Below are 12,405 nucleotides of genomic sequence, written 5' to 3'. Positions count from 1 at the left end.
ACGCCCGACCCTTTGGTTCGTAGCCAAATACTCTATCCAACTGAGCTACGGGTGCAGTGGCGTCCCCACGGGGAATCGAACCCCGGCTACCGCCGTGAAAGGGCGGTGTTCTAACCGCTAAACTATAGGGACAGCTGGCGCACCCGGAGCGATTCGAACGCCCGACCCTTTGGTTCGTAGCCAAATACTCTATCCAACTGAGCTACGGGTGCGCTGTTTCGCAAAACTTGTCGTCTTGCGAGGAAGCGAACTATACCGGTGGCGCTATGACGTGTCAACACTTTCGCCACAATCCGGCGGAAATTTCCCGCCGGCGGCGGGCTGCCGGGGCCGGGAGTGATAAAATGCGCGTTCGGCGCGGGCTGTGGGCGGCGCCGTCTTTCATCCCACCGCAGATCACGGAATCGCATGCTGTTTGACATCCCCTGGGCCATTGTCGACCTGGAAACCACCGGCGGCCACATCGGCCGCGATCGCATTACGGAAATCGGCCTCTTGCTGCTGGATGGCGAGCGGGTGGAGCGTTATCAGACGTTGGTGAACCCGGGCAAAACCATTCCGCCCTTCATCCAAGACATGACCGGCATCAGCAATGAGATGGTGTCCGGCGCGCCGTCCTTTGCCGCGTTGGCCGAAGCCTTGCTGGACAAGCTCAAAGGCCGCTTGCTGGTGGCGCACAACGCCCGTTTCGATTACGGTTTTTTGCGCAACGAATTCCGCCGGGTCGGCATGCGCTTGCAGGCTGATTCCCTGTGTACCGTGAAATTGTCGCGCAAGCTTTATCCTCAGCATTACAAGCACAATCTGGACAGCATCATCGAGCGGCACGGACTGGTGCTGCCGGAGCGTCACCGGGCCATGGCCGATGCCGAGGCCCTGTACGGTTTTTTGCAGTCGGCGATGGCGGAGCTGGGCGATGCGGCAGTGCGCTCCGGCATCGAGGCCGTGCAAGCCATGCCCGAGTTGCCGCCTGGGGTGGACGCGCGGCTGGTGGAGGATTTGCCGGATTTGCCCGGCGTGTACGCGGTGTATGGACAGGAGGGGCAAGCGCTGTTTGTGGGACGGGGCGGCAATGTGCGCGCCAAGGTGGTGTCTCAGTTGGCGCAGGATGGCAAGCAGGGCAAGGAGCCGGCCATCCGTTTGCCGATCAGCCGCATTGATTGCCACGAGACGGTGGGGGAGTTGCAGGCGCAATTGCTGGAGAATCAGCTGGTGCGCGAGCTGCAGCCTTTCTATAACCATCGCGCCAGGCTGGCGACGGATTTGTGCTCCATCCAGCTGGATATGGTGGGCGATGCGTTTGTACGGCCGCGCGTGGTGATGGCGGATCAACTGGATTTCAGCCGCACGGCCGAGTTGTACGGACTGTTCCGCTCGCCCAAGGAGGCGCGGCGCGTGCTGGCGGATCTGGCTTCGGCCAACAGTCTGTGTGCGGCGGTGCTGGGCGTGGAGCAGGTGACCAGCCGCAAGGGGGCGGGCTGCAGCGCTTTAAAACAGGGCCGCTGTCGCGGAGCTTGTGTCGGGCACGAGGAACCGATGACGCACAATGTGCGTCTGTTGCAGGCGCTGGGCCGGATCAAGGTGAAGGCTTGGCCTTATGCCGGGCCTGTGGCGATTATCGAACGGGACGAAGTGACCGGCGATGCGGTGGAGCACCAGTTTGACCGTTGGTGCTATCTGGGCTCGCGCATCGACGGCGCTACCGGGTTGCAAGGTACGCCGCGCTTTGATCTGGATACTTACAAGCTGCTGGAAGGCTGGCTGAAGAAGCCTGCCGAGGGAAGCGAGTTGCACCTGTTGTAGCGGCGTTTCGGGCCGGAAGCCGGCGGGGGCAGCCGGATGCGGCCCCGCAAGAACGTAAAAAGGCGCTCGGGAGAGCGCCTTTTTTATGGCATGAGCCGGCCTTTATTCATGCATGGCGAGGAAGCCGCGCAGGCGACTTTCGATGATGCGCGGATTTTCGCCGTTGGCGATGGCCACCAGGCCTTCCACCACCAACTCTTTCATGGCGATTTCCGCCGCCACCAAGTGCTTGAGCTTGTTGGCCACCGGCAGGAAAAACAGGTTGGCCGAACCCACGCCGTACACCGTGGCGACAAAGGCTACGGCGATGCCGGCGCCCAGCTTGGAGGGGTCGGACAGGTTTTCCATCACGTGGATCAGGCCGAGCACCGCGCCGAGAATACCCATGGTGGGCGAGTAGCCGCCGGCGGATTCCCACACGCGCGCCGCCTGCTTGCGGGCGTGTTCGAACATGGCGATTTCCACATCCATCACCGAGCGCAGGATGTCCGGTTCGGCACCGTCCACCAGCATTTGCAGCGCTTTCTTGGTAAAGGGGTCTTTTTGCTGGTTGACGAAGCCTTCCAGCGCCAGCAAGCCGCCGCGCCGGGCGGTTTGGCTCCAGTTGACCACTTCTCGGATCATTTTTTCATGATCGAAGGGCGGCGGCTGGAAAATCCATTTCAGCATGCGCACGCCGGCGACGAACTGGCGAGGAGTGCTTTGCAGCATGACCGCGCTGATGGTGCCGCCGATAACGATGAGAAAGGCGGTGAGTTGCAGCAGCGAAGCGATGTTGCCGCCTTCCAGCGCCTGGCCGGCGATGATGGCGGTCAGCCCCATGACCAGGGCGATGATGCTTATTTTATCCACGCGGTTTTCCCGTTGTTCTTGCTCGCCCCGCGACGGCGGGGCGGTTTGCTGTGGCTGCCGGCGCAAGCACTGCCGTGTTGCGGCAGGTATTCACAGCGCATGGGGCGGCTACAGCCATTCCTTGAGTTTGGCCCGAATACGGGCCACGGCTTGCGAATGCAACTGGCTGACCCGCGATTCCGACACTTCCAGCACTGCGCCGATTTCCTTCAGATTCAACTCTTGCTCGTAGTAGAGCGCCATGACCAGTTGGTCCCGTTCCGGCAGGGATTTGATGGCGTCCACCACCGCCTGCCGGAAAGCGCCGTCGGTCAGGGTTTCCAGCGGGGTGAGGCAGTTTTCGTCTTCAATGTTGGCGAGCGGATCGTTGAGCGCCTCGCCTTCGCCGTCGGAGAAGTCTTCAAAATGCACCAGACTCAGGCCTTTGCAGTCGCCCAGCGCGTCCTGGTAATCCTCCAGCGACATGGTGAGGTCTTCGGCGATTTCCGATTCGCGCGGCGGGCGGCCCAAGCGTTGTTCCAGCCGGTTGATGCTGTCTTCTATCTGTCTTGCCTGTCGGCGAGCCTGGCGCGGCAGCCAGTCTTCGCGGCGCAGTTCATCCAGCATGGCCCCGCGTATGCGCTGGCTGGCGAAGGTTTCGAATTGCACGCCCTGGGTAGGATCAAACTGGCGGGCGGCATCGATCAGACCAAGTATGCCTACCTGGATCAGGTCGTTCAGCTCCACCGAGGCGGGCAGGCGCGCCATCATCATGCTGGCCAGCTTGCGCACCAACGGCGTGTGCTCTTCGATATTGATTTCCGCAGTGGCTACGCTGGCGTAGCCTTTGCGACGATGGGACGGCAGTGTCATCGCAAGGAGGCTCCTTCCGCTTCGGCCCAGTCGCGCGAAGCGGCGATCAGCAGATCCATGAAACCGGTGTCGGTGCGCGCTATGTCCGGCGAATCCCATTGTGGCATGACCGCCGCCAGCTGACTGAAGGCGATGGCGGCCTCGCTGTCGGGAAAGGCCTCTTGCAAGGGGCGGTGCAGAGTGTGGCTGCGGCGCACGGCGTTGTCCGCCGGCACGAAGCCCACCCAGCGCAAGGACACGGCGAGGAATTCGCTGGTGACGGCGGACAGACGGGTGAACAGCTCCCGTGCTTCTTCCAGGTGGCGGGCGCGGTTCACCAGCACGTTGAAACGCTGGCGGCCATAGCCGGCCAGCCGCTTGATGTTGGCGTAGGCGGTGGTGATGGAGTCGGCCGCGGGGCTGAGCACCAGCACGATGTTGTCGGCGACGCTGGCGGGCACCGGATCGGTCAGCATGGAAGGCACGTCCACCAGCAGTAAGGAGGTGTCGCGTTCCAGCGCGGCGAATTCACTGCCCAGCCGCAGCCACAGCTGAGCGGAAAACAGCGCCCGTTCTTCCGGGCGGGCATAGAGGTTGACCAGTTGCACGCCATGACGTGTGGTGGCCATCATCTCGTCCAGTCCCCCGGGATGGGTCATGCGGCTTTCCAGTGTGGCTGTTGTGGGCACGCCCAGGCGGCGGCACAGCACCTGGCCCAGCGTGCAATCAACCACCAAAGGGCGATGGCCGGCGTGCGCGAGGCCCTGCGCCAGTTCGGTGACGACGGTGCTGACGCCGGCTTTTTCCGAGCCGACAAAGGCAAAGCTTGGCGCGCGCCCGGCGCGGGCGGTGAGACGGCGAAGGCTGGCGGCCTGATCCTGCATGGCCATCACATCCAGCCCGCCTGCGCGGAATTCATGATGGTCATTTCATCGCCTTGCAGGCTGAACGGCGAACCCGGTTGCGGCGGGCGCAGCGCGCGGTCCACGAGGAAGGCGGCGTTGGCCGAATGCAGGTCTTCCGGCACGCGTTGACCATTGGTGATGTAAAACAGCTTGAGTCGGTTGCGGATGATGACGTCCAGACTGGGACCCATGCTGACCGCTTCGTCGATCTTGGACAGAATGCAGCCGGCCAGTCCATTGCCGCGATAGTGGCGCACCACGTCTTCCAGCGTATGGCCGTCGGCATTGGCGGCAATCAGCAGTAGGCGTTCCACTTGCCGGCCGGCGGCGCGGAACATTTCGGCTTGTCCGGCCACGCGGGCATCGCGCTGGCTCATCCCCACCGTATCGACAAAGACCAGATGGCGGCTGGAAAGATCGGCCAGCGTCAGTTGCAGGTCGGCTTCGTTCTGTATGGAGAACACCGGAATGCCGAGAATCTTGCCGTAGATGCGCAGCTGGTCCTGTGCGCCGATACGGTAGCTGTCGGTGGTGACCAGCGCCACATGCTGGGCGCCGTAGCGCATGGTGGCGTGCGCGGCCAGTTTGGCCACGGTGGTGGTCTTGCCCACCCCGGTGGGGCCAACCAGTGCGAATACGCCGCCGCGATCCATGATGTCGTGGTTGGCGTCCACGCACTTGAGGTTGTGCATCAACGCCGAGCGCGCCCACTTGATGGCGATATCGCCTTCGTACTGGGCCGGCATCTTCTCGATGAGCTGGCGGATGAGGTTGGCCGAAAAGCCCATGCCGAGCAGATGTTTGAACAGCTCGATGCGATTGGGCGATTTGCCCTCCATGTCGGCCCAGGCGAAGCTGGCCAACTGGCTTTGCAGCAGGCTGCGCAGCAGTTTGATCTCATCGCCGATCTGGCGCAGTTCCTGCGCCATGACTTCCGGTTCCTGCTCATTGCCATTGAGCGCCGGCGGCTGGGCTGGTGCAGGATTGGCGGGCGCGGCAGGCGCGGGCTGTCTGGCGGGCGAGGGCGCTGGGCCGGCTGCTACCGTTGCCATGCCTACCAGTGAGTCTGGGACGATGCTGGCGGGGGTGGCGCGTGGCGGCGTGGGTGAAACATTGAAACTGGCGGCTTGCGCCAGCGAGGGTTCGATACGGGGCGCTGCGCGCATTGGCGGCTCGACGCGAGGCGGAGCGGAGGGGCTTTCCAGTGGCTCGACCGGCATGGCGTAGGTGCGGGCGATGGCACGGTTGGCGGCCCCGGCGGCGCTGGGGGTGATGGCGGGCGCGGGACGGCTGACCGCCGGCGCATTGCGCGGCGGGTGCTTGCTGCCGGAAGAGGGCAGGCTGGAAGCGAGGTTGGCCACATCGGCATCGGCAACGGCCATGATTTCCACACCACCGCCCATCGTCGGGCGATTGGACAGGATGAGGGCATCGGCGCCCAGTTCTTCACGAACTTGTCTGAGCGCGTCTCGTGTGGTTTTTCCGAAGAATTTTTTTACCACCATCTGTTGTTAGCCCTTGCTTCCCCCGATTACCGCAATTATACGAATGGATTTATTGTCCGGTATCTCATTATGCGAGATCACGCGCAATTGCGGGAGTGCCCGTCTCAAGAATCGTGCCAGAAGCGGCCGCAATCCCGGCGGCGTCAACAGTACGGGATTGTAACCTTGAATCTCCACTTGCTCCGCCTGTTGTGCGGCACTGGCCAGCAGGCTTTCGGCCAGACCGGGTTCCAGACCGCCGCCGGTCTTGGAATTCACGGCCTGGTTCAGCACGTTTTCCAAGGCCGGGTCCAGCGTCATCAGCGGCAGTTCGTTTTCGCCGGGGAAGAGTTGCTGGACGATCACGCGGGCCAGCGCGGTACGCACGGCCGAGGTGAGGTCGTCCACGTCCTGGGTGGTGCCGATGTGATCGGCCAGAGTTTCCAGAATGGTGCGGAAGTCGCGGATGTGAATGCCGTCCACCAGCAGTTGCTGCAGCACTTTTTGCAGGATGCCGATGGGCACCACCTTGGGCACCAGTTCTTCCACCAGTTTGGGCGATTCCTTGGCCTGATGGTCGATGAGGGCCTGTACTTCCTCGCGGCCCATCAGTTCAGCTGCATGGGTTTGCAGCAGGTTGGAAATGTGGGTGGCCACCACGGTGCTGGCGTCCACCACGGTGTAGCCCATTTGTTGCGCTTCGTCGCGACGGGCCGCGTCGATCCAGACCGCAGGCAGGCCGAAGGCCGGGTCGGTGGTGGCCATGCCCGGCATCTCGCCGTTGACCCGTCCCGGATTGATGGCGAGAAACTGGCCGATATAGGCCTCGCCAACGCCGATTTCCACGCCCTTGAGCAATATGCGATAGGCGTTGGGTTTGATTTCCAGATTGTCGCGGATGTGCACGGCGGGTACGAGGAAGCCCAATTCCTGGGCGATTTTCTTGCGTATGCCGCGAATGCGGCGCAGCAGTTCGCCATCCTGCGTGCGGTCTACCAGCGGAATGAGCCGATACCCCACTTCCAGCCCCAGTGAATCCACGTGCTGAACGTCGTTCCAGCTGACTTCGGCCATCGGTTGTTCTGGCGGCGCCGCCGCAGCGGCGGCCTGACGTTGCTCGGTTTCTTGTTGTGCTTTCTCCTGCTTTTCCATTTTGCGGCCCAATAAGGCGAGGCCGGTGGCGATCAAGAGGAAGGAGAAGTGCGGCATGTTGGGGATGAGACCGATCATGCCGATGACGGAAGCGGTGATGTAGAGCACCGGCGGCTTGGAGAACAGTTGGCCGAGAAACATCTCCGACATGTCTTTGTCGGTACCCACGCGCGAGACAACGATGCCGGCGGCGGTGGAGATGATCAGGGCGGGGATTTGCGCCACCAGACCATCGCCGATGGTGAGCAGGGTGTAGGTTTTGGCGGCGACGCCGGCGTCCAGATCGTGCTGCACGATGCCGACGATGAGGCCGCCGACGATGTTGATCACCATGATGAGAATGCCGGCCATGGCGTCGCCGCGCACGAATTTGGAGGCACCGTCCATGGAGCCGAAGAAGTTGGCTTCTTCCGCGATGGTGGCGCGGCGCTTGCGGGCTTCTTCTTCACCGATCAGGCCGGTGTTGAGGTCGGCGTCGATGGCCATCTGCTTGCCGGGCATCGCGTCCAGAGTGAAGCGTGCGGACACTTCCGCGATACGGCCGGCGCCCTTGGTGATCACCACGAAGTTGATGATGGTGATGATGACGAATACCACGATACCGATGGCGACGTTGTCGCCGATCAGGAAGTGGGCGAAGGATTCGATGACCTTGCCGGCGGCGTCAGGGCCGGTGTGACCATCCAGCAGGATCACGCGGCTGGAGGCCACGTTCAGCGAGAGACGCAGCAAGGTGGTGATGAGCAGCACCGAGGGAAAGGCGGAGAAGTCCAGCGGCTTGCGCACGTTGATCCCCACCAGCAGCACAATGACCGACACCGCGATGTTGAAGGTGAAGAAAATGTCCAGCAACACCGGGGGCAAGGGCAGCACCATCATCATCAGGATCAGAATGATGAGAATGGGGCCGGCCAGCTTGGCGATGTTGAGTTGCTTCAACTGGAGGAGGATGGTTTCCATGCGGGATTACGGTCTCGCTGTCGGGGCAGCATCTTGCTGGCGTTTGCTTTCCGGGTCAAGTTCGGGGGGAACCTGCAGATTGTCGGGGTATACCGGCGCCAGGCCGCCATCGCTCTCATAGGCCTTGAGCTGGAAGACGTAGGCCAGGATCTGTGCCGCGGCGGTATACAGCCTGGCGGGGATGTCCTGTCCCAGCTCGCCGTTAAAGTAGAGCGCCCGGGCAAAGCTGGGCGCGCGCATGACGGTAACTTTGTGTTCCTGTCCCAGGGCGATTATGCGTTCGGCCAGTTTGAGCGAACCCATGGCCACGATTTGCGGCGCAGGCATGCCGTCATCGTATTTCAGCGCTACCGCGTAATGTGTAGGGTTGGTGACGATAACGTTGGCCGAAGGCACTGCCTGCATCATGCGCTTGCGCGCCGCTTCGCGCTGCAGCTGGCGGATGCGGCCCTTCACTTCGGGCGAGCCTTCCATCTCCTTGAACTCTTGTTTGATCTCTTCCTTGGTCATGCGCAGCTGCTTGTGATAACTCCACAGCTGGTAAGGCACGTCGATGGCCACCAGCATGATCATGGCGGCGGTCACGGTGAAAAAGGTGGTGATCAGCATGTCCGTCATCTTGATGATGCCGGGCTCCAGCGGCAGGGTGAGCAGACCGATGATGTCGGCGCGTTCGCGCCAGATATACCAGGTGGCCACGCCGCCGATCAGCATGCTTTTAAGAATGGCCTTGAGCCCTTCCGTGGCGGAGTTGAGCGAGAAGATGCGCTTGATGCCGTTGGCCGGATTGAGCTTGGACAGGTTGGGTTCCAGCGGCTTGGTGGTGAAGTTCCAGCCGCCAATGACGATGGGCGTGGCCAGCGCCACCAGCGCCAGCACGCCCAACAGCGGCGCTAGCTGCCAGAGATTGGCGAACAGGGCTTCCTTGAAACGCAGCAAGGCGGGCGTGGCATCGCGCACCGTGGTCTGATTGAAGGTGAGGATATCCCTCATGGTGTCCATCAGGCCGCGCGCAAGGCGTCCGCCCATGACCATCAGCAGGACGACGCCGGTCATGGTGATGGCGAACGTGGACAGCTCCTTCGATCGAGGAACATTGCCTTCGTCCCGCGCGGTTTGCAGACGTTTGTCTGACGCGGGTTCGGTACGTTCAAGGTCGGAATCTTCTGCCATTGGGCCCCTGCTGGCGCTACGGTTATTTTTAAGCGGATGGTATCGTATGCCGGCCCTGTCAAGCCAGTTATTTGCGGTACAATCTGGCGAACTTTACGCGGATGCACGGCATGAAACAGTACCTTGACCTGATGCGCCACGTGCTTGAGCACGGGCATGACAAATCGGATCGCACCGGTACCGGCACCCGTTCGGTGTTCGGTTATCAGATGCGCTTTAACCTGGCTGACGGCTTTCCGCTGGTGACCACCAAGAAGTGTCACCTGCGCTCCATCATCCACGAACTGCTCTGGTTTTTGTCCGGCGATACCAATATCCGTTATCTCAAGGAAAACGGTGTATCGATCTGGGACGAATGGGCCGACGAAAACGGCGACCTCGGCCCGGTTTACGGCTATCAGTGGCGCAGCTGGCCGGCGCCGGACGGACGCCATATCGACCAGATCGCCAACGTGGTGGAGATGATCCGCAAGAATCCGGATTCGCGCAGGCTGATCGTGTCGGCGTGGAATCCCGCGCTGGTGGATGAAATGGCGCTGCCCCCTTGCCACAGCCTGTTCCAGTTTTATGTGGCGGACGGCAAGCTGTCCTGCCAGCTCTATCAGCGTTCGGCCGACATCTTCCTGGGCGTGCCTTTCAATATCGCCTCCTATGCCTTGCTGACCATGATGGTGGCGCAGGCTACCGGACTGCAGGCAGGCGATTTCGTACACACGCTGGGCGATGCGCATCTGTACAGCAACCACTTCGAGCAGGCGCGCCTGCAATTGTCGCGCGAGCCGCACCCGTTGCCGGTGATGAAGATCAATCCGGCGGTGACGGATCTGCTGGCTTTCCGTTTCGAAGACTTCCAGCTAGAAGGCTACGACCCGCATCCTCACATCAAGGCGCCGGTGGCGGTATGAACAAGCCCATCCTGACCCTGGTGGCCGCCATGGCCGCCAATCGCACCATCGGCATCAACAACACCTTGCCCTGGCACTTGCCGGAAGATCTCAAGCATTTCAAGGCCAGTACCCTGGGCAAGCCAGTGCTGATGGGGCGCAAGACCTTCGACTCCATCGGGCGTCCTTTGCCCGGACGGCGCAACATCGTCATTACCCGACAGCTCGACTGGCGCGCTGACGGCGTTGAGGTGGCGCATTCGCTGGAAGAGGCATTGCAGTTGGCCGAAGGCGTGGAGGAGGTGTGTCTGATCGGCGGCGCTGATTTGTATCGTCAGGCCATCAGCTTTGCCGACCGCTTGAAGTTGACGGAAATCGCCGATGCGTACGAGGGCGATGCGCATTTTCCCGAAGTCGCGTCGGCGTTGTGGCGGGAGCAGGCTCGCGAGAACCATGTCAGCGAAAAGGGCCTTGCTTATGCTTTTGTTGACTATGTTCGCCGCTAGTTGTTGAACACGCCGGCATGGACTGCATGCCGAACGAACAAGGCCGCCCGATTGGGCGGCCTTGTTCGTTTTCGGGCGGCGGTTGGCGCAGGATTAGCGCATGCCGGCCAGCGCTTCGGCCGACTTCTGCGCTAGCTTGCTGTATTCCTGGCCAAACTCGGCCACCATCACGCGCAGTTTGGTACTGTCGCGGGCAATGATGGTTTTCAGCAAGTCTTCCAGGAAGCGGTGGGTGCTATCCATCTGGCTTTTGCCCGCGCGCAGGATGGCGTACAGGCAGCGCTGGGTCAGCGGCAGCAAATCAAACAGCGTGTCGGTGACGTAGCGGTTGTTGGAGAAGCTGTACAGCGAGGTCAGGAATTCCACGCCGTTATCGTAATAGCCTTGCAAGTCATCCTTGCGCTGGCACTCTCCAAGCTCGGTCATCAGTTCGAAAAAACGCGCCAGGTCATCGTTGCGCCAGCTGGCGGCCAGATTGGTCACCACCCGGTCCAGCAACATGAACCACAGGTCGAAGAAGTCGCGCACGTCTTGCGCGGAGATGCTGGATACCACCGCGCCGCGGCGCGGGTAGATTTCCACCAGATGGCGGCGCTGCAGGATCAACAGCGCTTCGCGTACAGAACCGCGACTGACTTCCAGTTCTGCGGCGATGCGCAGTTCCTGAATGCGCTCGCCAGGGGCCATTTCCCCTTGAATGATTTGTTTGCCGAGATATTGGGCGATTTGTTCAGTCAGTGAATCGTTGGCTTTGAACGTCATCAACGTCTCCAATAAGGAATATTATTATTTTCCTATATATGCGCTGGCCGGGCAATCAAAATGTGAAATTGTCAGGCAATCGGGCGGAGTATGTCAGAAAGCAGGCATGAGGCGCAGCATTGCGGTCTTGGGTGTTGCGCGAAGGATGCATGAGGCGGCGGTTGTGCCTGGAGGTAAAGGAAAAATCTTGTGCGGGAGATGAATCAATCATACGATTGAAACGCTTGTTTGAATGGCTGACACGAGAGCATTGGGGCTAAACAAACATGCTTTGAGGCAAGCTTGGCCGCACCGTGTGTGGCTGTGTGTTTTCTCAAATCTAGCGGGTTGTATCCGGTTATACCGGGGGATGATTGGGGCCTTCGCCAGCGGCGAAGGCCTTTTTTTCGTCAGTTCGCGGGCCGGCGGGTGGCCATCAGATAATTGACCTGGGTGTCTTCGCCCAGCGCGTAGATGCGGGTTACCGGGTTGTAGCTCATGCCACGGACATCGCAGATTTCCAGACCGGCATGGCGAGCCATGCGCGACAACTCGGAGGGCTTGAGGAAGCGCGCGTAATCATGCGTGCCGCGCGGTAGCATGTTGAGCACATATTCTGCGCCTACGACGGCCAGTAAATAGGCGCGCGCGTTGCGGTTGAGGGTGGAGAAAAACACCCAGCCACCCGGCTTTACCAGGCGGGCGCAGCTGCGCACCACGCTTTCCGGATCCGGCACGTGTTCCAGCATTTCCATGCATGTGACCACGTCGTAGCTTTCCGGCGCCTCTTCGGCCAACGTCTCCACCGCCACGCAGCGGTAGTCCACTTGCACACCGCTTTCAAGGCTGTGCAATTGCGCCACCTTGAGCGATTTCTTCGCCAGATCGATGCCGGTGACTATCGCCCCCTTTACCGCCATGCTCTCCGCCAGAATGCCGCCGCCGCAACCCACGTCCACCACGCGGCGTTCGGCAATGCCGGCAAAGGAGTCGATGTACTCCAAACGCAGCGGGTTGATGTCGTGCAGCGGTTTGAATTCGCTTTCCATGTCCCACCACTTGTGGGCCAGTTGGCTGAATTTGTCGATTTCGAGTTCGTCTACGTTGCTCATGA

General features: G+C 61.3%; 11 protein-coding genes and 2 tRNA genes. 3 read left to right on the top strand and 10 right to left on the bottom strand.

Features of this window, described 5'->3' with window-relative positions; genetic code table 11:
• Positions 1–57: 57 nt before the first annotated feature.
• Both Q0P52_RS11705 and Q0P52_RS11700 read right to left on the bottom strand, forming a co-directional pair.
• A tRNA-Glu gene (locus tag Q0P52_RS11705) sits at positions 58–132 on the bottom strand.
• 3 nt (positions 133–135) lie between these two features.
• Positions 136–212: transfer RNA gene (locus Q0P52_RS11700), tRNA-Arg, on the bottom strand.
• Between the two features lie 196 nt (positions 213–408).
• Here Q0P52_RS11700 and Q0P52_RS11695 point away from each other — a divergent pair.
• Entirely contained in the window at positions 409–1,803 is a 1,395-nt protein-coding gene (locus tag Q0P52_RS11695; protein ID WP_293762150.1) for an exonuclease domain-containing protein, read from the top strand.
• A 102-nt stretch (positions 1,804–1,905) separates the two neighbouring features.
• Here the strand turns inward: Q0P52_RS11695 and Q0P52_RS11690 are convergent, their stop codons facing one another.
• The 6 genes from Q0P52_RS11690 to flhB form a co-directional block, all read right to left on the bottom strand.
• Positions 1,906–2,655: a flagellar motor protein gene (locus Q0P52_RS11690; RefSeq protein WP_293762153.1), complete on the bottom strand. Its 750-nt coding sequence runs from the start codon at positions 2,653–2,655 to the stop codon at positions 1,906–1,908.
• A 108-nt stretch (positions 2,656–2,763) separates the two neighbouring features.
• Entirely contained in the window at positions 2,764–3,507 is a 744-nt protein-coding gene (locus Q0P52_RS11685; RefSeq protein WP_293762156.1) for an RNA polymerase sigma factor FliA, read from the bottom strand.
• A complete protein-coding gene (locus tag Q0P52_RS11680; RefSeq protein WP_293813714.1) occupies positions 3,504–4,370 on the bottom strand; it encodes a flagellar synthesis regulator FleN in 867 nt (288 codons plus the stop codon). The genes Q0P52_RS11685 and Q0P52_RS11680 overlap by 4 nt, the downstream gene beginning before the upstream one ends.
• 5 nt (positions 4,371–4,375) lie before the next feature.
• Positions 4,376–5,896 carry a flagellar biosynthesis protein FlhF gene (flhF, locus tag Q0P52_RS11675; protein ID WP_293762161.1) on the bottom strand — a complete coding sequence of 507 codons (1,521 nt, stop codon included), beginning with the start codon at positions 5,894–5,896 and terminating at the stop codon, positions 4,376–4,378.
• Positions 5,897–5,902: 6 nt separating this feature from the next.
• Entirely contained in the window at positions 5,903–7,987 is a 2,085-nt protein-coding gene (gene flhA / locus Q0P52_RS11670; RefSeq protein WP_293762164.1) for a flagellar biosynthesis protein FlhA, read from the bottom strand.
• Positions 7,988–7,993: 6 nt separating this feature from the next.
• Positions 7,994–9,160, bottom strand: a complete 1,167-nt coding sequence (flhB, locus tag Q0P52_RS11665; RefSeq protein ID WP_293762166.1) for a flagellar biosynthesis protein FlhB — start codon at positions 9,158–9,160, stop codon at positions 7,994–7,996.
• A gap of 110 nt (positions 9,161–9,270) precedes the next feature.
• Here flhB and Q0P52_RS11660 point away from each other — a divergent pair, with 110 nt between their 5' ends.
• Together Q0P52_RS11660 and Q0P52_RS11655 are read left to right on the top strand one after the other, a co-directional pair.
• Complete coding sequence (locus Q0P52_RS11660; protein ID WP_293762168.1) at positions 9,271–10,065, top strand: thymidylate synthase; 795 nt, start codon at positions 9,271–9,273, stop codon at positions 10,063–10,065.
• On the top strand, positions 10,062–10,550 hold the full coding sequence (locus Q0P52_RS11655; RefSeq protein ID WP_293762171.1) for a dihydrofolate reductase: 489 nt from the start codon (positions 10,062–10,064) through the stop codon (positions 10,548–10,550). The genes Q0P52_RS11660 and Q0P52_RS11655 overlap by 4 nt, the downstream gene beginning before the upstream one ends.
• A 93-nt stretch (positions 10,551–10,643) precedes the next feature.
• Here Q0P52_RS11655 and Q0P52_RS11650 read toward each other — a convergent pair whose 3' ends face one another.
• Together Q0P52_RS11650 and ubiG are read right to left on the bottom strand one after the other, a co-directional pair.
• Complete coding sequence (locus Q0P52_RS11650) at positions 10,644–11,312, bottom strand: GntR family transcriptional regulator (RefSeq protein ID WP_293762173.1); 669 nt, start codon at positions 11,310–11,312, stop codon at positions 10,644–10,646.
• Between the two features lie 389 nt (positions 11,313–11,701).
• The gene (gene ubiG, locus Q0P52_RS11645) at positions 11,702–12,403 is read right to left on the bottom strand and encodes a bifunctional 2-polyprenyl-6-hydroxyphenol methylase/3-demethylubiquinol 3-O-methyltransferase UbiG (protein ID WP_293762175.1); all 702 of its coding nucleotides are present in this window, start codon (positions 12,401–12,403) and stop codon (positions 11,702–11,704) included.
• Positions 12,404–12,405 lie beyond the last annotated feature (2 nt).

It is taken from the genome of uncultured Aquitalea sp. (assembly GCF_945957525.1).
Lineage (GTDB): Bacteria > Pseudomonadota > Gammaproteobacteria > Burkholderiales > Chromobacteriaceae > Aquitalea.
Note: the sequence above shows the minus strand (reverse complement) of the source record. Positions and strands in the feature narration are given on the sequence as shown.